General features: G+C 69.9%; 17 protein-coding genes. 9 read left to right on the top strand and 8 right to left on the bottom strand.

Annotation, left to right across the window (positions count from 1 at the left end):
* Positions 1-53 precede the first annotated feature (53 nt).
* Positions 54-221: a hypothetical protein gene (locus tag GPZ80_RS02310; protein ID WP_187218055.1), complete on the bottom strand. Its 168-nt coding sequence runs from the start codon at positions 219-221 to the stop codon at positions 54-56.
* A 184-nt stretch (positions 222-405) separates the two neighbouring features.
* On the opposite strand from GPZ80_RS02310, the gene GPZ80_RS02305 reads away from it, so the two are divergent.
* From GPZ80_RS02305 to GPZ80_RS33605, 5 genes are all read left to right on the top strand, one after another.
* Positions 406-2,436 (top strand): M3 family metallopeptidase, encoded by a 2,031-nt coding sequence (locus GPZ80_RS02305; protein WP_187218054.1) that lies wholly within the window; start codon positions 406-408, stop codon positions 2,434-2,436.
* Positions 2,433-3,731: an MFS transporter gene (locus GPZ80_RS02300; protein WP_187218053.1), complete on the top strand. Its 1,299-nt coding sequence runs from the start codon at positions 2,433-2,435 to the stop codon at positions 3,729-3,731. The genes GPZ80_RS02305 and GPZ80_RS02300 overlap by 4 nt, the downstream gene beginning before the upstream one ends.
* An 11-nt stretch (positions 3,732-3,742) precedes the next feature.
* The gene (locus tag GPZ80_RS02295; RefSeq protein ID WP_187218052.1) at positions 3,743-5,818 is read left to right on the top strand and encodes a hypothetical protein; all 2,076 of its coding nucleotides are present in this window, start codon (positions 3,743-3,745) and stop codon (positions 5,816-5,818) included.
* 76 nt (positions 5,819-5,894) lie between these two features.
* On the top strand, positions 5,895-7,631 hold the full coding sequence (locus GPZ80_RS02290; RefSeq protein WP_222718757.1) for a non-ribosomal peptide synthetase: 1,737 nt from the start codon (positions 5,895-5,897) through the stop codon (positions 7,629-7,631).
* A complete protein-coding gene (locus GPZ80_RS33605; RefSeq protein ID WP_187218050.1) occupies positions 7,628-8,842 on the top strand; it encodes a cytochrome P450 in 1,215 nt (404 codons plus the stop codon). The genes GPZ80_RS02290 and GPZ80_RS33605 overlap by 4 nt, the downstream gene beginning before the upstream one ends.
* Before the next feature lie 484 nt (positions 8,843-9,326).
* Here GPZ80_RS33605 and GPZ80_RS33600 read toward each other — a convergent pair whose 3' ends face one another.
* From GPZ80_RS33600 to GPZ80_RS02250, 7 genes are all read right to left on the bottom strand, one after another.
* On the bottom strand, positions 9,327-13,622 hold the full coding sequence (locus GPZ80_RS33600; RefSeq protein WP_187218049.1) for a tetratricopeptide repeat protein: 4,296 nt from the start codon (positions 13,620-13,622) through the stop codon (positions 9,327-9,329).
* 7 nt (positions 13,623-13,629) lie between these two features.
* Positions 13,630-14,094 (bottom strand): trypco2 family protein, encoded by a 465-nt coding sequence (locus tag GPZ80_RS02275; protein ID WP_246476638.1) that lies wholly within the window; start codon positions 14,092-14,094, stop codon positions 13,630-13,632.
* A 6-nt stretch (positions 14,095-14,100) separates the two neighbouring features.
* Positions 14,101-14,343, bottom strand: a complete 243-nt coding sequence (locus GPZ80_RS02270; protein WP_187218048.1) for a hypothetical protein — start codon at positions 14,341-14,343, stop codon at positions 14,101-14,103.
* A gap of 144 nt (positions 14,344-14,487) precedes the next feature.
* Positions 14,488-14,916: an ATP-binding protein gene (locus tag GPZ80_RS02265; protein ID WP_187218047.1), complete on the bottom strand. Its 429-nt coding sequence runs from the start codon at positions 14,914-14,916 to the stop codon at positions 14,488-14,490.
* 211 nt (positions 14,917-15,127) lie between these two features.
* Positions 15,128-15,574, bottom strand: coding sequence for a hypothetical protein (locus tag GPZ80_RS02260; protein ID WP_187218046.1), 447 nt, complete (start codon positions 15,572-15,574; stop codon positions 15,128-15,130).
* Positions 15,575-15,621: 47 nt separating this feature from the next.
* Positions 15,622-16,044, bottom strand: a complete 423-nt coding sequence (locus tag GPZ80_RS02255) for an SPW repeat domain-containing protein (RefSeq protein ID WP_187218045.1) — start codon at positions 16,042-16,044, stop codon at positions 15,622-15,624.
* On the bottom strand, positions 16,041-16,526 hold the full coding sequence (locus GPZ80_RS02250; protein ID WP_187218044.1) for a hypothetical protein: 486 nt from the start codon (positions 16,524-16,526) through the stop codon (positions 16,041-16,043). Before GPZ80_RS02250 ends, GPZ80_RS02255 begins: the two co-directional genes overlap by 4 nt.
* Before the next feature lie 105 nt (positions 16,527-16,631).
* Here GPZ80_RS02250 and GPZ80_RS02245 point away from each other — a divergent pair, with 105 nt between their 5' ends.
* The 4 genes from GPZ80_RS02245 to GPZ80_RS02230 are packed head-to-tail and all read left to right on the top strand — an operon-like array spanning position 16,632 to position 19,870.
* Positions 16,632-17,348 carry a response regulator gene (locus GPZ80_RS02245; RefSeq protein WP_187218043.1) on the top strand — a complete coding sequence of 239 codons (717 nt, stop codon included), beginning with the start codon at positions 16,632-16,634 and terminating at the stop codon, positions 17,346-17,348.
* Positions 17,338-18,720 (top strand): sensor histidine kinase, encoded by a 1,383-nt coding sequence (locus tag GPZ80_RS02240; protein WP_187218042.1) that lies wholly within the window; start codon positions 17,338-17,340, stop codon positions 18,718-18,720. The genes GPZ80_RS02245 and GPZ80_RS02240 overlap by 11 nt, the downstream gene beginning before the upstream one ends.
* Positions 18,717-19,412 (top strand): winged helix-turn-helix transcriptional regulator, encoded by a 696-nt coding sequence (locus GPZ80_RS02235; RefSeq protein ID WP_187218041.1) that lies wholly within the window; start codon positions 18,717-18,719, stop codon positions 19,410-19,412. The genes GPZ80_RS02240 and GPZ80_RS02235 overlap by 4 nt, the downstream gene beginning before the upstream one ends.
* Positions 19,409-19,870 (top strand): ATP-binding protein, encoded by a 462-nt coding sequence (locus tag GPZ80_RS02230; protein ID WP_187218040.1) that lies wholly within the window; start codon positions 19,409-19,411, stop codon positions 19,868-19,870. Before GPZ80_RS02235 ends, GPZ80_RS02230 begins: the two co-directional genes overlap by 4 nt.
* Positions 19,871-19,872: the final 2 nt, after the last annotated feature.

The following is a 19,872-nucleotide window of genomic DNA, read 5'->3' as shown; positions in this document are numbered from 1 at the left end:
CAGGGGTCGTGTGCCCCCCTGCCACCCAACTATCCAGCGTGTACCCGCGAGCCTCAGCCCAGAATGGCGTCGAGCTCCGAGTCGAGCTGCAGGGCAGCACCCGCGTTCGCGAACGCGGCCTCGGTCTCCGCGGTGGTGGCGCCTGCCTCCGCCTCGAAGAACAGCTCGGCGGACATGACCCGGAAGAAAGCGGGCTTCTTCTCGAAGGTGATGTTGCTCATTACTCACTCCTCTCACTTTGGGGTGATACACACTCGTCGGCCCCAGGCCGACTGATCACCAGACTCATCACGGCACCTACCGCGCACCAGACCCTGTTTATGGGACATGCACAACGGCCCGGGGATCGGGATGATCGTGCCTATCCGGTCCGCCCACAGCCGCGTCCATTCCGAGGAGGGCGTCATGTCGTCCTCCAGTTGGCAGGAGCTGCCGCGCGGGCTGCGGGCGTCCGATTGGGACGCCGCCTGGTTCCGCGACGCGCTCGACAGGGCGATGGACGCGCATCTCACGGCGGTCGACCGCATCGCCGACGACACCGACGAGCCGTCGGTGGACAATGTGCTCGTCGCCTTGGATCTCGCGGCCGCTCCCCTGCGGCGCGTCACCGCGGCACTCGATGCGGTCTGCGCGGCGCACACCTCGCCCGAACTGCGACGACTCCAGGCCGAGGTCGGCCCTCGGCTGGCCGCTCACCACGGCGCGCTGTACCTCGACCGGCGGCTGTGGCGGCGAATCACCTGCCTCGTGGATCGCGACGACGACCTGGACGCGGAGTCGGCCGACCTGCTCGCGCATTACCACCGGGACTTCGTCCGCGCGGGAGCGGACCTCACCGACGACGACAGGGCGAGCGTCCGAGAGCTGGACATGGAAATCGCGGCGCTGCAGATCGACTTCGGACAGCGCCTGGTCGCCGAAGCCAACGATCTCGCGGTGTACGTCGCCGACGCGCGCGAACTCGACGGCCTGGCCGAGAACGAAGTGGCCGCCGCCGCGGCCGCCGCCCGGGCGGCAGGGCATCCGAACGGGTACCTGATCACGTTGGCGCTTCCGACGATCCAACCCGTACTCACCCACCTGCGCGACCGTGCGCTGCGCGAGCGGGTCCACCGCGCGTCGTGCGCACGGGGTTCCCGCGGGAACGAGCACGACACCACCGGTCTACTCATCCGCGTCCTCGCCGCGCGGGCACGGCGCGCCGCGCTGCTCGGCTACCGCTCCCACGCCGACTACCGCATCGAGATCGGCACGGCGGGCACCGCGGCGGCGGTGATGGACGTCCTCACCAGTCTCGTACCCGCGGCGGTCGCGAAGGCGCGCGCCGAAGTGACCAGGCTGCAGGAGATCGCGGACGCCGATGGTGTGACGATCGAGGCGTGGGACCTGCCGTACTACGCCGAAGCGGCCAGGTGCAGTGATCTTGGGATCGATGAGGCCGCGGTCCGGCCCTACTTCGAGCTGGAGTCCGTTCTCACGGCCGGGGTCTTCCAAGGCGCGACCGAGCTGTACGGGCTGACCTTCACCGAGCGGGTCGGTCACGACGCCTACCACCCCGACGTGCGCGCGTTCGACGTGTTCGAGGCGGATGGCTCCGCCGTGGGCCTGCTGCTCGTCGACTTCTACGCCCGACAGACGAAGCAGGGTGGCGCCTGGATGCACACGCTGGTGCCGCAGTCTCGGCTGCTGGCACAGCAAGCGGCGGTGTCGGTCGTGCTCAACATCGTCAAACCGACAGCCTGCGACCCGACGCTGTTGTCCTTCTTCGAGGTGAAGACGCTCTTCCACGAATTCGGCCATGCGCTGCACGCGCTACTGTCAGACGTGCGGTTTCCCCGACTCAGTGGCACGGCGGTGCCACAGGACTTCGTCGAGTATCCGTCGCAGGTCAACGAGCTGTGCATGTTCTGGCCCCCGTTGCTCGCCGAGTACGCCCGCCACCACGCCACTGGGGCAGCGCTGGCCCGTGAGCAACTCGAGAGTGTCCAGGACGCAGCCACCTTCCACCAAGGCCAGGCGACGACGGAGTTCCTCGCCGCGGCCCTGCTGGACCTCGCATGGCACCAGCTCGACCACCCTGAGGAGATCACCGACCCGGTCGCGTTCGAACGGATCGCGCTGGAGCGAGCCGGGTTCACGGTGGCGGTCGTCCCGCCGCGCTACCGGACGCCGTACTTCGAGCACATCTTCGCCGCCGAGCACTACAGCGCGGGCTACTACTCCTATCTCTGGAGCGAGATGTTCGACGCCGCGACCGAGCGTTGGTTCGACGAGAACGGCGGCCTGTCGCGGACCACCGGCGAGATCTTCCGTCGCAAGGTCCTGGCCCGCGGCGGGACCGGCGACGCCATGGCCCACCTGCGCGACCTGCTGGGCGAGGATCCGGGCATCGAGGCGCTCCTGCACCGCCGAGGACTCGTCGGGATCGCGGGATGAGCAAGGCGAGCACGTTGGGCGCGCTGGCCGAACGCCCGTTCCGCCTGTTGTGGATCGCGCGGACCACGTCATCGTTCGGTGACGCGCTCATGCCGTTGACCTTGGCATTCTCGGTGCTGTCGGTCGGCGGGACGGCGACCGACATCGGTATCGTGCTCGCGACGTCCACTGTGGTCAGGGTGGTGCTGCTGCTGTTCGGCGGCACGTTGGCCGACCGGGTGTCGCGGCGGCTGCTGCTCATCGGCAGCGACGTGTTCCTGCTCGTCGTCCAGTCGTGCGTGGGCGTCCTGCTGTTGACCCAGCGCCCGAGCGTCGCGCTGCTGACCGCCGCGGCGGTCTGCTACGGCGCCGCCGCGGCCATGGCGAAGCCCGCGTTCAGTGGCATGGTCCCCCAAACCGTCAGCGCCGCGCGACTGCACCAGGCCAACGCGTTGATGGACGTCTCCCGCAGCACCTCCGACATCCTGGGCCCGATCGTCGCGGGCGTCGTAGTCGCCACCACGTCGGTCGGCTGGGTCTACCTGCTCGACGCGGTGACGTTCCTGGTGAGCGCGATCGCGGTCGCGTTGCTCCAAGTCGCACACGGCAAGCCCCGCGGACAGGCAAGCTTCTTCGCGGATCTGCTCGTCGGCTGGCGAGAGGTGACCTCGCGGCCGTGGTACTGGATCGCGCTGTGCTGCCACGCGCTGTGGAATCTCGGCTTCTGCGCTTTCCTCGTGCTCGGTCCGGTCATCGTCTTCACCCTCGCGGGTGGAGCGGCGGCGTGGGGCGCGATCAGCACGAGCATGGCTGTCGGGTCGCTGCTCGGCGGCGCGCTCGCCCTGCGCTGGCGGCCACGCCGTCCGCTGGTCATCGCGCACCTTGGGCTCGCGCTCACCGTGTTCCCACTGGCCGCCCTCATCGTTCCTTCCGCGCTGTGGCTCGTGGTCGGCGCCGCGCTCGTGTCCGCGGCCGGAGTCGCGTTCGTCAACACCGTCTGGATCACCGCGGTGCAGCGACTCATCCCCGACGACGTGCTGTCGCGGGTCAGCTCCTACGACATGCTCGTGTCGTTCACGGTCGCGCCGTTGGGCTACGCCGCGGTGGGCCCACTCGCCGAGGCGACCAGCACCACGACGGTACTTGTCGTCGCCATGGGGTGTGTCTGTCTGGCCGTACTGGCCGTCCTCGCCGTGCCCCGGGTGCGTTCCCTGCGCCAGGGCCGGGACGGGGAGTTGCACGGCTGGACCGAGCTCGACGCCGCGCCGCATCCTCCCGACAGGGCCATGAAGCCCGCTGCCACCCCGACGACATAGACGGACCGATGATGACCGACGTTGCCACCGCCGCCGCGACCACGCGGGCGTACGTTCTCGTTCCCGACGAGGAGGCGTACGCGCGGGCGGCCGCCGAAGTCGACCGCCTGGAGCGTGCACTGCCCATCCTCACGGGCGGGGACGCGGCAGCGGGCTTGCTCGAGCTTCCCGTCACCAAGGAGCACGACCCCAGGTCATGGCAAGGCGAGCTCTGGTGCGACGACTTGTCGCTGCGCGCGGCCGCGCTGGTGTTGGCGCGCGCGACCGGCAGGCCGCTGCACCTCGGTCCGATCGATGAGGCCATGGAGGCAGCGCGGACAACACCGGTCACCGTCGTCACTCGGCCGGCCGAGATCACCCCGGAGCGGTTGGCCACCGTGCACCACGACGCCACGATCGGCTGGCTCGCCGCGCGCGATCTCGCCGCGACCACGCGGCTGATCGCCAGGACCGTCCTGCACGGCCCCGCGGTGATGGCGGCCCTGGACGACATCTCGTTCGACACCATCACCGACCACGACCCCGCCCCCGGTTGGCTGACCGGCGACCAACTGACCCCTGCGGGACTGCGCGCCGGTCTCGCCGGGGGTGTCGCGGTGCTGGCCGGGCGGGGCCACGCGCGCGGCTGCCTGATGCACCTCGCGGGCGGGGGTATCTGCGGCCGTCAGCATGAACTTCCGCTCCTGACGATCCAGCCCGCGATGACGTCGGGATGGGTGGATCACCCGACGGCCTGCCAGCAGGGACCCCGCTGTCACCGCGACGACGTCGAGGTCACCGACCACCTGCGTGCCGCGGACATTCGCGCGGCGTTCACCGTGCTCGACAGCTGCCGAACGGCCGTGGCGGGTGCGGCCAGGGTCCGCGTCGACGTGTCGATCCCGCTGAGCATGGTCGAGGGACACGCGCTGGCGGTCTGCGCCGCGGTCGGCGTGCGGGACGGGGCGGGCCATGTCGCCCAGCTGTTCCGGGCGCTGCTGCGCGCCGGCGCCTCGCTGGGCACCGCGACGGCCGAGATGAACGGCTCGATCGCCGCCGACCTGTCGGCGGGCGGGAGGCTGGCATTGTTCGGGGACGCGGGGCTGGTTCCCGCCCCGGCCGACCGCGACCCCGTCGAGGCGATGGCTTCCCTGGACGAGCGAGACGGCGTCGACGTGCCCGCGGGGAACACCGCGCTGCTTGTCCCCGGCCGCGACCTGCTGGCCGCCGCCCAGGACGGGCCGTTGGTGGTGCCGCGGTCCCGCGACTCGTCCAGTTGGGTCTTGACCACGGCGGTCGGGCGCTCGGGCGGTTGGATCGAGCAGGCACCCGGCTATCTTGACGAGCGCTGGACCGCACGGGTGCGGCCGTGGCTGGACCGGCTGCGCGGGCTGGGCAGCCTCGGCATGAGCGTGGCCACGGCCGAGGTCGACGCCGCGCACCGGCTGGCCGCCGGGGCGGTGCGGGACCGCGCGGTCGCGGCCGACCTCGGCGCGGCGCGCGCCGCGGCGAACGCCTTCGCCGACGCCGAGCGCGCGTTGACCGACTTGCAGTTCCGGCTGGTGGACAACGAAGTCCGCTGGGCGGCGAAGACCTACTACAGCCTGGTGGACGGCTGGCCCGCACCGGTGCGGCTGGTCGGCGACGAGGAACTGTACGAGTGCCCCCAGTGCGGTGGTCGGTGCGCGATCGCCCAGCGGCTGCGCTCAGCGGGCGGCGCGGGCGGTCCCGTGCTGCGTTCGGATGTCTGCCTGCGGTGCGGCGAAGTCGTCGCGGGCGTCGCCGAGTTCCCGGCGCGGGTGACGGTCACCAGTCCGTCGGAATCCCGGCTCGGCGACACGTTCGACGCGGAGGTGACCATTGAGGCGCCCGCCGACCAACCGCTGACCATCGCCGTCGGCGCCGCGTTCGTGCACGAGGAGCGCTTCAACTGCCGGATGCTCGACAGCCGGTCGCTGCGGATGGAGCCCGGGGCGCGGACGACCATCACTTTCGTCGGCGGTAGCGACCCAGGGCTGACCATTCCCGACGCGCACTACTTCAAAGTCCTTCTGGCCGCCGACGGCGCCGTGCGCTGTCTGACCAGGACGGTGGTGTTCCGTGTCTGACCTAGCCCAGTGCACGCAGAGCCTCGTGGAGGAGCAGATGCCAAACACCGCCAGTCCGGTGGCAACCCTGACTGACATGTTCGCCGCGAGTGTCGCCGCGCACGCTGACCGCCCGGCGGTGAGCGACGACGAGCAGACGCTGACCTATGCGCAGTTGGACACGCGGGCCGACCGGCTCGCCGCCGCCCTGCTCGCCCGGGGTGTCCGTGCGCAGGACAGGGTCGGTCTCTACCTCGACCGGTCGGTGGACGTCCTCGTAGCGATCCTCGGCATCCTCAAGGCGGGCGGCGCCTACGTCGCCGTCGACACCCGCTATCCGGACGCGCGACGGGACCACATGCTGGTCAACAGCCAGTCGCGCCTGGTCATCACGCGCCCCGAGTGGCAAGCCACCCTCGCCCATCTGGAGCTGGAGACCATCGGACTGCGCGGGGAACCGGCCGAGGCCGCCGGGGCGAGGATGGCCGTCGAGCCGGACTGGGCGGCGAGTGTGCTGTTCACCTCGGGCTCCTCCGGACAGCCCAAGGCGATCCTGCTCGAACACCGCAATCTCTGTTCGTTCGCGACGAACCCCTCGCTCCCCGCGCTGGCGCCCAAGGACCGCGTCGGACAGATCTCGAGTCTGTCCTTCGACGCCTTCCATTTCGAAATGTGGTCCGCGCTGGCCGCGGGCGCCGAGGTCGTGGTCCTGCCACCCGTTCCCGAACTGCTGGCGGTCGACTTCCGCAGGGAACTCAAGCGCAGGCGGATCACCGCGATGCTGGTGCCGACGATGGTTGTCAACCAGGTCGTCCACGAGGACAGGGACGCGTTCGCCGCGCTGCGCCTGCTGCAGGTGGGCGGCGACGTGCTGCTGCCCGCCGCGTGCCGCGACGTACTCGACGGCGAGTTCAGCGGCGAGCTGTACAACCTCTACGGCCCCGCGGAGATCACCACCGCGTGCACGGCGCACCGGGTCACCACAGCGGACACCGACCGGGACAGCATCCCGATCGGCCGCCCACTCGCCGGGGTGACCGTGCGCGTGCTGACGCCAGAGCTGCGCGAGGCTGGACCCGGCGAGATCGGCGAGATTCACGTCGGTGGGCCGGGCCTGGCCCGCGAGTATCTCGGGCAGCCGGAGTTGACCGCCGAACGGTTCGTGCGCAGCCCGTTCGCCGACGACACGACGAGGCTGTACCGCACCGGCGACCTCGCGCGGGTCGCCGAGGACGGCGTGCTCGAGTTCATCGGCCGGGTCGACGACCAGGTCAAGGTCCGCGGCTACCGGGTCGAGCCCGGCGAAGTCGAACGGGCGCTCACCAGGCACCGCGACGTGCGTGAGGTGGCGGTGCTCTCCATCGGGTCCGACGACGACAAGCGGCTCGTCGCGTTCGTCGTGCTCGCGGGTTCCCTCACCCTGCAACGGCTGCGCGAGTACGCCGAGGCCGAACTGCCCGACTTCCTGGTCCCCAGCCACTTCGTGCGACTGCGGGAGATGCCCGTCAGCGAGCACGGCAAGCGGGACTCGGCTGCGCTGCAAGCGCTGCTGCGCGATCACCACGAACGCACTCGGCGCCGTGTCGCACTGGTCACCGACACCGAGAAGCGCCTCGCCGCGATCTGGGCGGAACTGCTCGGCGTCGAAGAGGTCGGCCGCGACGAGGACTTCTTCAGCCTCGGCGGCCACTCGCTGCTCGCCTTCCGCATGAACAGTCGGATGAAGCGCGAGCTGGACGTGTCGTTCGAGATGACCGTCATCCTGCGCAACAGTGTCCTGGCCGACCTGGCCGCTCGTATCGACGAGGAGCGCACTGGCGGGCCGCTGCTGTGACCACCGCACCGCGCACCGACCTCACCGATGTCGACCTCTTCGTCACCGAGCAGCACCTCGACGCCTTCGCCTGGTTGCGTGCCAATGACCCGATCCACTGGAACGAGGGGGCGGACGGCAGCGCGTTCTGGGCGTTGACGCGCTACGACGACGTGCTCTGGGCCTACCGTGAGCACGGGCTGTTCGGCTCCACGCGGGGCGCGGTGCTCGGCGGGTCGTTCCGCAGCACGGACGACACCGCGGGCAACCGCATGCTCGTCGCGTCCGATCTGCCGCGCCACCGCCTGCTCAAACAAGTGATCCACCCCGCCCTGGCGGCGACGGTGGTCGAGCGGGTCACCGCGCAGGTCAGGGTGCTTCTCGACGCCGCGATCGAGCGGATGCTGGCCGATGGGGGCGCCGACATCGCCACCGACGTGGCCACCGAGCTACCCGCGGGCGCGCTCATGGTCGTCATGGGCATCGACCACGCCGAGGCGCACCACCTCATCGGGTTGACCCGTCGGATGGTCGGCTTCCGTGACGAGCAGTTCGTCGACACCGGTGGCGACCAGCGGCTGCGGCTGGCATGGCTGCAGGCTGAGGTCTTCGAGTTCTTCGCCGATCTGCTCGCACCCCGCCGAGCCCGCTCGGGCGACGACCTGCTCTCCGTGCTGAGCCGGGCCAAGCTCAACGGCAGGCCACTGCCCGAAGAGGACATTTTCTTCAACTGCATGAACGTCGCCGTGGGCGGCAACGAAACATCGTCGTACACCGCCTGTCTCGGCGTCGAGGCGTTGCTCGCGCACCCCGAGGAGCACGCGCGGCTCGCGCGCACCCCGGATCTGCTCGTGTCAGCTGTCGAGGAGATCCTGCGGTGGGCCTCGGTGAACGCCTACGTACAGCGTGTCGTGAAACAGGACGTCGAGCGTGACGGTGTTCTTCTGCGCGCGGGCGATTCGGTGACCCTGTGGAATGTCTCAGCCAACCGCGACGAGACGCGGTTCGACGACCCGGACAACTTCGACCTCGGCCGCACCCCCAATCGGCACCTCTCTTACGGAGCGGGCATCCACCGCTGCATCGGCGCCCCGATCGCACAGACCGAACTCCTGCTGTTCTTCGAGCGCTTCGCGGCGCTGAGCGGTCGGGTGCGGTCCTCGGGCCCGGCCCGCAGACTGCGATCCAACTTCATACTCGGCACGACATCCTTGCCCGTCGCCGTCGGATAGGAGCGTAGGGTCCAGATCTTCGGCGACATCGCCTTGACCCGCCACTCAGTCGACCGCGTCACGGTCATGGACCTGGGCCGCGTCGTCGAGACCGGCCCGACCGCGATCCTGGACACGCCCGCCCTCCCGTATACGTGCGCCCTCGTGGAAGCCGCTCCGCTGCCTGACCTGATGGCGGAGCTTCGACGTCCACACCGGACCCTTCAAAGTGAGCTGCCCGGGCCCGCGGACCATCCTGGTGGCTGCGGGTTCCCCACGAGCCCGAACAGGTCGTCGCCGAGTCAGCGGAGCCGGTGTTCGAGGTCGCGCACCCCGACGACTTGGCGGTGGCGCTCCCGACCCGCCGAACTCGCCCCCTATTGGCGATCTGGTGTCGATGGAGATCTTGGCGTCGTCCCGGTGCGTCCGAGCCCGCCCGTCGCGTCAAGGTGGGCATCAGGTGTGGGGTGTGCGCGGCGGACGGCGGCCCGCGATGCTGATGGGCTCAGTTGCCGGGCCGAGATTGGAGGTCGTGCAGCGCGGCCGTCAGCTGAGCGACGGTCGCGCCATAGCGCGTGGGTCGGAGGGCCGCCATCGGTTGACAAACCGAAATGGACTCCTCAAGCGCCGCGCGCGCGTTGTGATGATCGCCCAACGCCTCCAGTTGGACTGCACGGTTGGCCATGCTGCCTGCCAGCTCGAAGAGAACATCGTCGGCTGCGGCGCTGCTCTGTCGGTACAGGGCGATCGCGTCGTCCAACTCCGCGAGCGCGTCCTCGTGCATGCCGAGGTCACCCAGGCGGCTTGCCTTATTGTTGAGGCTCATGGCGACGTCGATCTGGTACTCGTCAGGATCGGTTTCGGCGAGCGCCCGGTAGGTGTCCACCGCCTCGTTGATCACGGTCAGGGCCTCCTCGACGCGACCTACCTCGGCCAAGCGCAAAGACAGGTTGTTTAGGCTCCCTGCCATGTGTGGGTCTGGCAGACCGTCGGCCGAATCCCGGCCGATCGCCACGGCCTCGTCGATGCTGGCGAGCGCGTCCTCCGCGCGACCGACGTCGGCCAGCCGGTTCGACAGGTTGTTCAAGGAGACCGCCAAGTCGGACCGGTCGCGGCCTGCCGCCACCCGCTCCCGCCAGATCAAAACAGCCTCCTGCTGGGCAGCGAGTGCGTCGTGTGGTCGGCTCAGCTCAGTCAGCCGATCCGCGGTTCTGCCCAGCGCCGCCGCCAACCGGGAGCGATAGACGTCTGGCGGTGGGGCCTGGTCATCGCACAGCAAGCTCAACTGACGCAGGCATGACCACGCTTCGTGGGCGGCGTCGATCGCCTCGTCCTCACGGCAGGCGGCGCTCAACTCGACCGCGAGCGCGTCCAATCGCAGTGACAGGTTGGTGAGGCTCATCGCGAGGTCCTCGTTGTGGACGATCGGGCGGGAGCGAGCCAGGTCGCGGTAGATGGCCACCGCCTCCTGAGCCGGGGCCACCGCCTCCGTCAAACCGAACTCACCCAGCCGGTTTGACAGCGTGGTCAGGCTCATGGCCAGCCCAGCTCGATACCGGCCAGGAGTGCGTGTCTCCAACTCGCGGTAGATGGCTGTGGCTGACCGCGCCGCGGTCAGGGCCTCGTCGGACCGTCCCATTTCGGCCAACCGGATTGCCAGGTTGTTCATGCACGTCGCGAAGTCAGGTTTGTGCGCGTCCAGGCGATCCGGCGGCAGGGCGCGGTAAATACCCGCCGCCTCGCTCGCGGCGTCCACCGCCTCGGCGAGACGCCCCATCTCACTGAGGCGGTTCGAGGCGTTGATCAGGCTGATCGCGAGATCCACGCGGTGCACCCCGGGGCGAGCGTCTGCCAGGTCACGCCGCAGGGCCACCGCCTCTTCGATGGCCTCCAGCGCCTCGGCCGAGTCACCGCCGGCGGCGAGCCAGATCGAGAGATCGTTCAAACTCAGGGCGAGGTCGGACCGGTGGGCGGCGGGGCGGGCACAAGCCATAGTCCGGTAGATCGCCGTCGCCTCCCGGGCGGTCTCGACTGCTTCCCGCGTCCGTCCGGATTCGTGGTACCGCGTCGACAGGGTGATCAAGCTCGTCGCGAATCCGGCTCGGTGAACCTCGGGGCGCGACTCCACCAGGTGCCGATAGGTGTCCACGGCCTCGTGGGCGGCACCCAGTGCCTCGGCCCAACGCTGTACCTCCGCCAGGTGGACCGACGCGTTGTTCGAGCTGAGAGCGAGATCAGGCCGGAAGGCATCCGGGTTGATCCCGGTGAGCTCGCGGTACAGGTCACGCGCGGCCACGCTTGTCTGCGCCGCCCGCGCGGAGTGGCCAGCCTCATCCAGCCGGTTCGCGAGGTTGAGCAGGCCCATGGCCAACCGCGCCAGATCAGCGTCGGACTGGGCCTCGGCGAGCACCCGGCAGATCTCGACAGACTCGGTCGCAGCGGCCACAGCCGGTTCCCACCGACCCAGCGCCGCGAATTGGATCGACATGGTGTTGAGAATCGACGCACGGTCGGCGGAACTCGCCGTGCCGGAACCCTGGTGGACTCTGAAGGCCTCTTCACACGCGGCGAGGGCCGCTTCCGGCAGCCCGAGTTCGCTCAGCACGTGCGAGAGGCTCTGCAGACTGGTAGCGAGGTCGGTGCTGTACGTCGTCGGATCATCCCGAACCAGCTGACGCCTGATGGACACCGCTTCCTCGGCGACGACACGCGCGTCCTCTTGGCGGCCCAACGCACGCAGCCGCACCGACAGGTTGCTGAGGTGCAGTGCCAGACCAGGAATGTCCGCGGCGTCGCGGGCACCGGCCACAAGCGCCGCCGTGACGTCGTGCGCGATGTCGGCGAGGCGCTCACTGCTGACCGGGAACTCGTCGCCCAGACCGACGAGCGCCGGCCTGTGTCGAGGGTCGCGCAGAACTGCCCTCATGCCCGCGAGTAGTGCCTCCGGGTGCTCGACGAACGGAGCGATGGTGACCGCCGCCGTTGCCACGATGTCAGGGTTGATCCCGCACAGCGCCACGACGTGGTCGCCCATGCCGGGGTCCGCGGCAGGCAGTGCCCCGGCCCGGGTGAGCACGGTCAGCATGGTCGCGGCCTGGTCGCGGGTCACGACTTCCGCCAGGCGCTCGCTGAGCTCCGGGCGGGCGGACACGCGCCGGGCGACGTGCCGCTCGGCGAGGCGGTCCGGCTGGAGCAAATCGAATTCCCGGTCCTGGGTCGTCGGCGGGAACATCGACGCGAACCACGCGCACACGGGCCCGATGGCACTGTCCGGTTGGTCAGCCAAACCGGGAACCGTGCGCAAGACGGCGGGGGCGTCCCGCGAAGTGGACAGACCCGTCAGCACCGCAACGAGGACCACATCATCGAGGGCCCTGATCAATACGGGCACGAGCCCATGCCGTACCGCCGCGGCACGCCAGTGCCTACGTTCGTGGAGCAACACCCGGTCCTCGGCGGTGCGCTCCGGCGTCGATTCCGACGGCGCCGCAGCGTCGAGCAAGTCGGCCAGTGCGGTCAGGTGCAACGTGAGCACGTGATCCGAGACGGACTTCGGCGGCTGCAGGTCCGCCGCGATCGTCGCCCACGGATACGACTCAAGCCCCGCGAGGCTGGGCAACGCGATGCTGAACGCGGACACAGCCTCCCCATACGGATCGTCCGTGGGTTCCGCCGCCAATGGATCCAACTGACGAACGCGGGCCGCGGACAGCAGATCGGCGACCGCGTCACTGTGCAGCGCGAGGTCCTCCCACCATTCGTTCACGCTTCGGGCGAGCAACAGGAGTTTGATCTGACGCGGGGACCCGGCGACCGCCGAGAGCATGTGCGCGAGTTGCTCCGCGCGGCTGTTGGCGTAGTCGACGACGACAAGGACGGGCGCATTGACATCCCGGAGAACGCGAAGATCCGGCGGTGGGATCTCCGGCGACGGCCAGAACACCGACCACCGACCCGGTAGTTCGCGTCCGAGCTGCACCGCGACCCGCGTCTTGCCCTGCCCGCCGGAACCGTGCAGCAGCCACACCCCGCAGCCCGGCTCGGACAACCACACGCCCAGGTCGTGCATCAGCTGTGGGCGCGACCGCCACGGCACGACCTCCTGCCGGGCGAGCAGAAGCGACGATGGCGTGGTGAGCCGAGTCGGCACGACGGGCGACAGCCGGTCCAACTCCACGGGCGCCAACCGCCCCCCGGCGTCGCCGAGCACCCGCCGGAACGACTCGTCGTGCCACAGCACATAGGCGGGCACGGCGATCAGCTCCCCGTGCTGGGCCCCTGCCACGTCGGCCATGATCACACCGATCAACAGGTCACCGCTGAACAACGGCGCACCGGACAGCCCAGCCCACGGCGAACCAGTGGGCAGCGTTGCGTGACGAGGACCGGTGATGCGCATCGTGTACCGGTAGCCGACCAACCGGTCCCCCGGGTTCAACGACCCCAGCAGGTGCCCGACCTCGGCCGGTCGCCCAGGCTGTTGCACCACCTCGGGCGCGCCCCAGGTCTCACACGGCAACCCCGGCACCCTGGTCACGGTGCGCCCCCACCGGACCTGCCGCTGAAGCGGGAACGCGTCGGGGGCGACCGCGATCAGCGACGCGTCGTCGCGACCACCTGGTGTGCCCGACCAGACAACGACACCTGGAACAACAGCGGCCAGACCGGGACGGAACACCTCGACCGGCGCTCCGCGCGGTCCAGTGACATGTGCCGAGCAGAGCACGAGACCGGACGCGACCACATAACCCGAGCCAACGCGGCTCTCGCCGCGGACGCAGGTGACGTGCTCCCAGTCCACGTCCTACTCAGCCATCGATCCGGTCTTCAGCCTCATCGGAACCCCCCTGGCGTTCACCGGTGCCGTGGATCAGTACGTCCGTGCCATCCGCTGTCCTCGGCGTGAGCGCGACCTTGATCCGGTGGGTGCGACCCCGAACCACCCCCACCTCGGTGTCCCCTGACACCACCCACGCTTTGAACCCGGCTTTGACCTTGGCGTCCTTCTTCAGTTCGACGGCGAACTCCATCTCGATGGGGCCGACGACAAAGGCGACATGAGAGTCAGCGGAGCGGCCCGCGGCTGCGATCAACTCGTCGCGCAACGTGGCCACAGCGTCGGCCAGTTCGATCTCCATACGGCCAGCCTGCCACAGCGGCCCGCCAACCATGTTCGTGATGTCGCGACCCGTGCCGCGGCACTTGCGCGCGGCCGGTACGGCGTTACTGGGACATGACGCTGAGCTGGGCGCGATGAATCGGTGGGCCGTCAACGCGGGCTACCGTTCGTCACCGTTGATGGTGGTCCTGCCGGCATGCTGACCGAGGTGTGTCGGGTTGACCCCGACCTGGCGCACACGATCGGCCAGGACATCCTCCATCGCCACAGCGTGCGCGGCGCTGGACAACGGCACGCGGGACGTGCTCATCGCCCCGTTCATGGAAGAAGTCTTCGACACCGAACCACACGACGCGCCCATGGAACTCAAGGGCGCGGTCACCGTGGTCGTGCGCAACAGCATGCTCGAACTCGCCCACACCGTGGGAGCCGCGTACCGACGGGCGCGGCGAAGGTGCGCGGGGAAACCTGATCGGCTTCAGGTCAGGTCTGTCCGACGATTGAGCCCACCGAGGGCACAACTCAGGCGAGGACGACTCGGAAGCGCTCAGTCGTCGTCGGTGGCCCGTTGGGGCGCGATGGTGTCATCGGCCTCGTCGGGGAAACCTAGTTCCGCCCACACGGTTTTGCGGTCTTGGCGCCAGTCGACGCCCCACCGGTCGACCAGTGCGCCGACGGTGAGCAGCCCCGCTCCGCGTTGCCATTCACCGTAACCCTCGGCGTCGTGATCTTCGGCCGTGATCAGCATCGTGGAGTCGTGTGAACCGATCAGCACCACCCGCAACACCACGGGCGGGGTGCCGTGCTGGTGGGCGTTGACGATCAGTTCCTCGGCCACCACCATCACGCGCAGGCGGTCGGCTGGATCCCATTGGTCCAGGAGGCCGTCGAGCCAGTCGCGGACGAAGTCGGCGGCTCCCTGCTCCACGGTCAGCGGGACGACTGTCACGCGGACGTCGCTGTTCTCGGGTGTCACCAGTGCCTCCACGACTCCTCGACGTCGGCATCGCGGCCGCGGAGGGCCGGGTTGTGGCAGGCGGGCCTTCCTCGTCGACACCGGGCGCGGGGTCCGTTGCGGTCCGGCATCGTCTCGCCCGCCTGCCACGGCAGCGTTTCTACCGGATCAACCGCGGTGTGGCGGGGATCGTCAAGGAGTCGTCAAACAGTCGTCAAGAAAGTAGGCATGCCTAGGCCCACGATCTGCTCAAAGTGGCGAGTTCGGGGGCTTGCCGCGACGGGATCGTTCCCACGAGCCGCGCCTGACCATCGGTGGGGCCGATGTCGCGGATCGCGATGCCGACGACCGTGCCGCGGGCGAATTCCGCGAGGTGGTGGCGAATATCCGCGGCGTTGAACACCGTGGCGAAGTTGACGGCGACCGGTGCGTGCACGGCGATGGCCAGCGCGAGGATCGGGCCGTCCGCGGACATCACCGCCCACTGGCACTCGCCCAGCAGCGGCGCCACCGGGGCCTGCCCGAGCAGCCTGCGACCACCCCGGACACCCCGGAGATCGGCGTCGTCGATGACCACGGTGAGCATGTGCCCCGCCGCTGCCGCGGTCACCGCCAGTTCCCTGGCCATGACGACCTTGGGACCGACCCGGGATGCGGTCCTCCCCCGAAACCACACCATCGCGCGATGCTACGAGCGGACGCGTTGAGATCCTGCTGCCAGTCTCTTTACGGTCGTGTGACGACGTCGACATCCGCGGGCGGGCGAGCGCCCGCGCCGCGGTCGAGGGCCCCGGCCACGGTGAGCGCGGTGATGGTCGCGCCGATGGCGAAGTCCGTCAGGGTGGCCAGGGTGGAGTCGGTGCTGAATCCGTAATCGAGAAGCAGCGGGGCGAGCACGAGCCAGCCACCCACCGCCGTTCCCGCGGCGGTGGCCACGGTCAGGGTCAGACGCCCCACGGCTCGCAGCAGGCCCAGCGCCACCGCGACCAAACCGACGAGGCGGTCGTTCCACACGGCGTCGAAACCGGTCGGCGCGCCGTAGTCGCCGTGGGTGGAGAGCACAATCAGCCAGCAGCCCAGGGTGATGGTGACCCCGGTGACCGCTCCCGGCAGCTGAGTACCGGCAATCTCGTCGGGGCCCCCGGTCACGACGCCTCCGCGAGCGACGTCAGGCACGGCAGCGGCTCGCTGCGGGCCAGGACGATCAGGCTCAGCGCCGTCTGGGTGTCCACGCCGCCGCGCAGGCGTTGGGCTCGGCTCAGCGTGGTGATCCCGATGGTCGGGCCTTCGGCGAGCATGCCGAGTTCGGCGCGCAGGGAGCGGGCGGGCAGGACGACTCCGATGGACAGCGCCAGCGGTGTCGTCGCGGACACCGTCACGCCGAGCACCGGTCCGTCCTCGCTCAGCACCGACAGCACGAAGCTCCCGTCGAGCAGGGTGACCGCGGACGGGCCGTTCAGGTGGGCGAGCAGGTCGCGGCCCTGCCGCGTCCTGGTCAGGTCGTGGTCGTCGACGATGAGCCCGAAGACCGGCCACAGGTCGGTGCTGCCGTCCCGGTCTGCGCGCCGTGGCCGCAGCACCATGGCCTCGCGGGCGATCATCACCTGGTTCGCCATCGTCGTCGCAAGCATGTCCGCCATGGTCGTCGCCCCGTGTTGAGGTCCGCGGGGCGGCTTCTTTGCGGTCTGATGACGACCCGGCGCTGGTCGCGGTTACGGCGGGTGCGGTTTGGCAGCATGAACCGGGTGGCCGTGAGACTGTTGATAGTCGAGGACGACGACCGGGTACGGGCGTCGATGCGCCTGGCCTTGGAGGATGAGGGCTACGCCGTCAGCGAGGCACCCGGGGCGGAGGACGCGATCGAGGACCTGGCCCGACACGGGGCGCCCGATGTGATGATCGTCGACCTGATGCTCGGGGGGATGGACGGCTTCAGCTGCATCCGGCATGTGCGGCAGAGCAGCGATGTGCCGATCATCGTGGTCAGCGCCCGGGTCGACACCCACGACGTGGTGGCCGCGCTGGAAGCGGGCGCGGACGACTACGTCACCAAGCCGTTCCAGATCAAGGAGATCACCGCCCGGCTGCGCGCCCTGCGGCGCCGGGCTTCCGCGGTCGGCGGCCCCGGTGGGCCACGTGAGGTCGTCCTGGACAGCGACCCGGACAGCCCGCTGGTGTTGTCGATCGCCGCGGGCACCGTGCGCCGGGGAGAACGTCCGCTGCACCTGACCCTGACCGAGTTCCGGCTGCTGTGCGAGTTGGCGACCGAGCCGGGTCGGGTGCTGAGCAGGCAGGCCCTGCTCACCCGGGTCTGGGACCGCGGGTTCTTCGGCGACGAACGCATCGTCGACGTGCACGTGCGCAGGCTGCGCACCAAGATCGAACGCGACCCGTCGGACCCGCGGATCGTGACCACCGTGCGCGGCTTGGGCTACCGCCTCGATGTGGCCTGAAACCCCGGCGTTGCGACTCGGCCTGCGCGGCCGGGTCATGCTGACGTTCACCCTGGGCGCGGCGCTGGTCTCGGTGCTGCTCGCCGTCTCCGTCTTCACCATCAGCCGCGGCTACCTGCTCGACCAGCGCGAACGCTCCGCCGACCGGCTCGCCTCCGCCGACGCCGACGTCGTGCGGGCCAGGCTGGCCGAGCCCGGCACCAGCCCCCAGGACGCGCTCGCGGCCGTCGACCCACCTACCGGGACGCGGCTGCTGCTTTTCTCCCGAGGCTCCTGGTACACCGCGAACGGGGTCACCGAGGACGACCTGCCCCCAGACGACCTGCGCGACAGCGTCGCCGACGGGGAGCGGGCGATCGCGCCGCTGACCGTGCGCGACGTTCCCTACTTCGTGGTGGGCATCCCCCTCGACGACGGGGCGTTCTACGAGTTCACCCCGGTGATCGAGCTGCGCTCGACCATCCAGATCCTGGGCACCGTGCTCGTCATCTGCGCTATCGCGGCCACCGTCGCCGCGGCCCTGGTGGGCAGGTGGGCGAGCAGACGCGTCCTGCAGCCCCTGCGCCCGATATCGCAGACCGCGGCCAGCATCGCGGGCGGCAGCCTCGACACCCGACTACCCGGGGCGGACGATCGCGACCTCGACGTGATCGTCTCCTCGTTCAACTCCATGGTCGACTCGCTGCAACAGCGCATCGAGCGTGAACGCCGCTTCGTCGGCGACGTCACCCACGAGCTGCGCACCCCGCTGACCACCCTGGTCACCAGCGTCGAGGTCATGCGCAACCACGCCGACGAACTGCCCGACCGGCCCCGCCAGGCCCTCGACCTCATCGTCAGCGAACTCGACCACCTGCGCGGCATGCTCGACGACCTGCTCACCCTGGCCAGGACCGAAGCCGGGCTGCACCACGACGAGGAAGAACCCCTCGACCTGCACGACCTGCTCACCCACGTCCTCACGGGCAGACCCGCGGTCGCGTTGGACGCCGAGCCCGGCGTGTACGTGCGCGGCCGCAAACTGGCCCTGGTCCGCGCCTTCACCAACCTCATCGACAACGCCGACCGCCACGGCGGCGGCCTCACCCGAGTGAGCGTGACCCACGACGCCGACGCGGTCACCGTCCACCTCGACGACCGCGGACAGGGAGTGCCCGCCACCGACCGGGCGCAGATCTTCGAACGCTTCTCCACCGGCCACACCGCCCGCGGCGCGGCGTCCGGGACCGGTCTCGGCCTCGCGCTGGTCGCCGAGACCATGGCCGTGCACCACGGCGCCGTCGAGTGCGCCGACGCCCCCGGCGGCGGCGCCCGGTTCACCGTGACCCTCCCGCTGGCCGCGTCGCCCGAGGACGACGAGCAGGCCTTGTGAAGGGCTACCAGCAGCACTGCCCCGTCGCCCGAGCCGCCGAGGTGCTCACCGAACGGTGGACCCTGCTGATCTTGCGCGAGTTGCTGCACGGCGCCGAAGTCATCGACGAGATCGCCCAAGGGCTACCCACAGCGCCGACCGCGACCGTCACGACCAGACTGCGCACCCTCGTCTCGACCGGCCTCGTCACCACCGACCACAGCACCGCCCAAACCCGCTTCACCCTCACCCCGGCCGGGCGCGAGCTGGAATCGGTGGTCGACTTCCTCGGCGAATGGTCCCTTTCCCGGCTGCCACCACCGCCGATCACCGACCTCGACCCAGGGCTGCTGCTCTACGACATCGCCCGCGGCGTCGACCACCTGGCGCTGCCCGCCCGTCCGGTCGCCGTCCGCGTCGAGTTCGCCGCGAGCCCACCACCGACCCACTGGTGGCTCACGTTCTCCCCCACCGGCGCCACCGCCACCGACCACGACCCCGGCATCCCCATCGTCGCCACGATCGAATGCACCCTCACCGCCCTGAGCAACGTGTGGCTCGGCTACCACTCCTGGCTGGGCGCCATGACCGACCAGACCATCCGGCTCACCGGCGACCGCACGACGATCCGCACCATCGTCAACTGGATCGGCACCAACCGCTACGCCCCCACGACCACCGTCCACAGTGAACGGCCTCAGGGACCGCGATGACCGACACCGGCGGCGCTTGCACACTCACCACCTGGATCGACGCCCGACCAGACGCCGTTTCCGGGCTGAGGCACCGGATCGACCACTGGCTCGACGACCGAGGAGTGCGCGCGGACCGCCGCCAAGACATCGTGCTCTCCGCCGACGAAGCCATCACCAACGCGATAGAACACGGGTGTCCGGCCACCGACCGAGTCGACATCGCCCTCCACCTCACCGCCGACACGATCACCTTCACCGTCACCAGCACCGGCGCGTGGAAATGGCCCGACGCCGACACCGGCCGCACCCACGGCTGGGGACTGCACCTCATCGACACCTGCGCCGACCACGTCGACATCAAACAGGTACACGACACGGTCGTCCTCACCGCCCGCTTCGCCCGAAACCCCGCGCCCGCAATGCCTTCTACGACAACGGAAGCCAGACCCGTCGCCGACCTCGACCCCGGCAGGTGACA

The sequence above is a fragment of the Actinokineospora xionganensis genome (assembly GCF_014323725.1).
Classification (GTDB): domain Bacteria; phylum Actinomycetota; class Actinomycetes; order Mycobacteriales; family Pseudonocardiaceae; genus Actinokineospora; species Actinokineospora xionganensis.
Note: the sequence above shows the minus strand (reverse complement) of the source record. Positions and strands in the feature narration are given on the sequence as shown.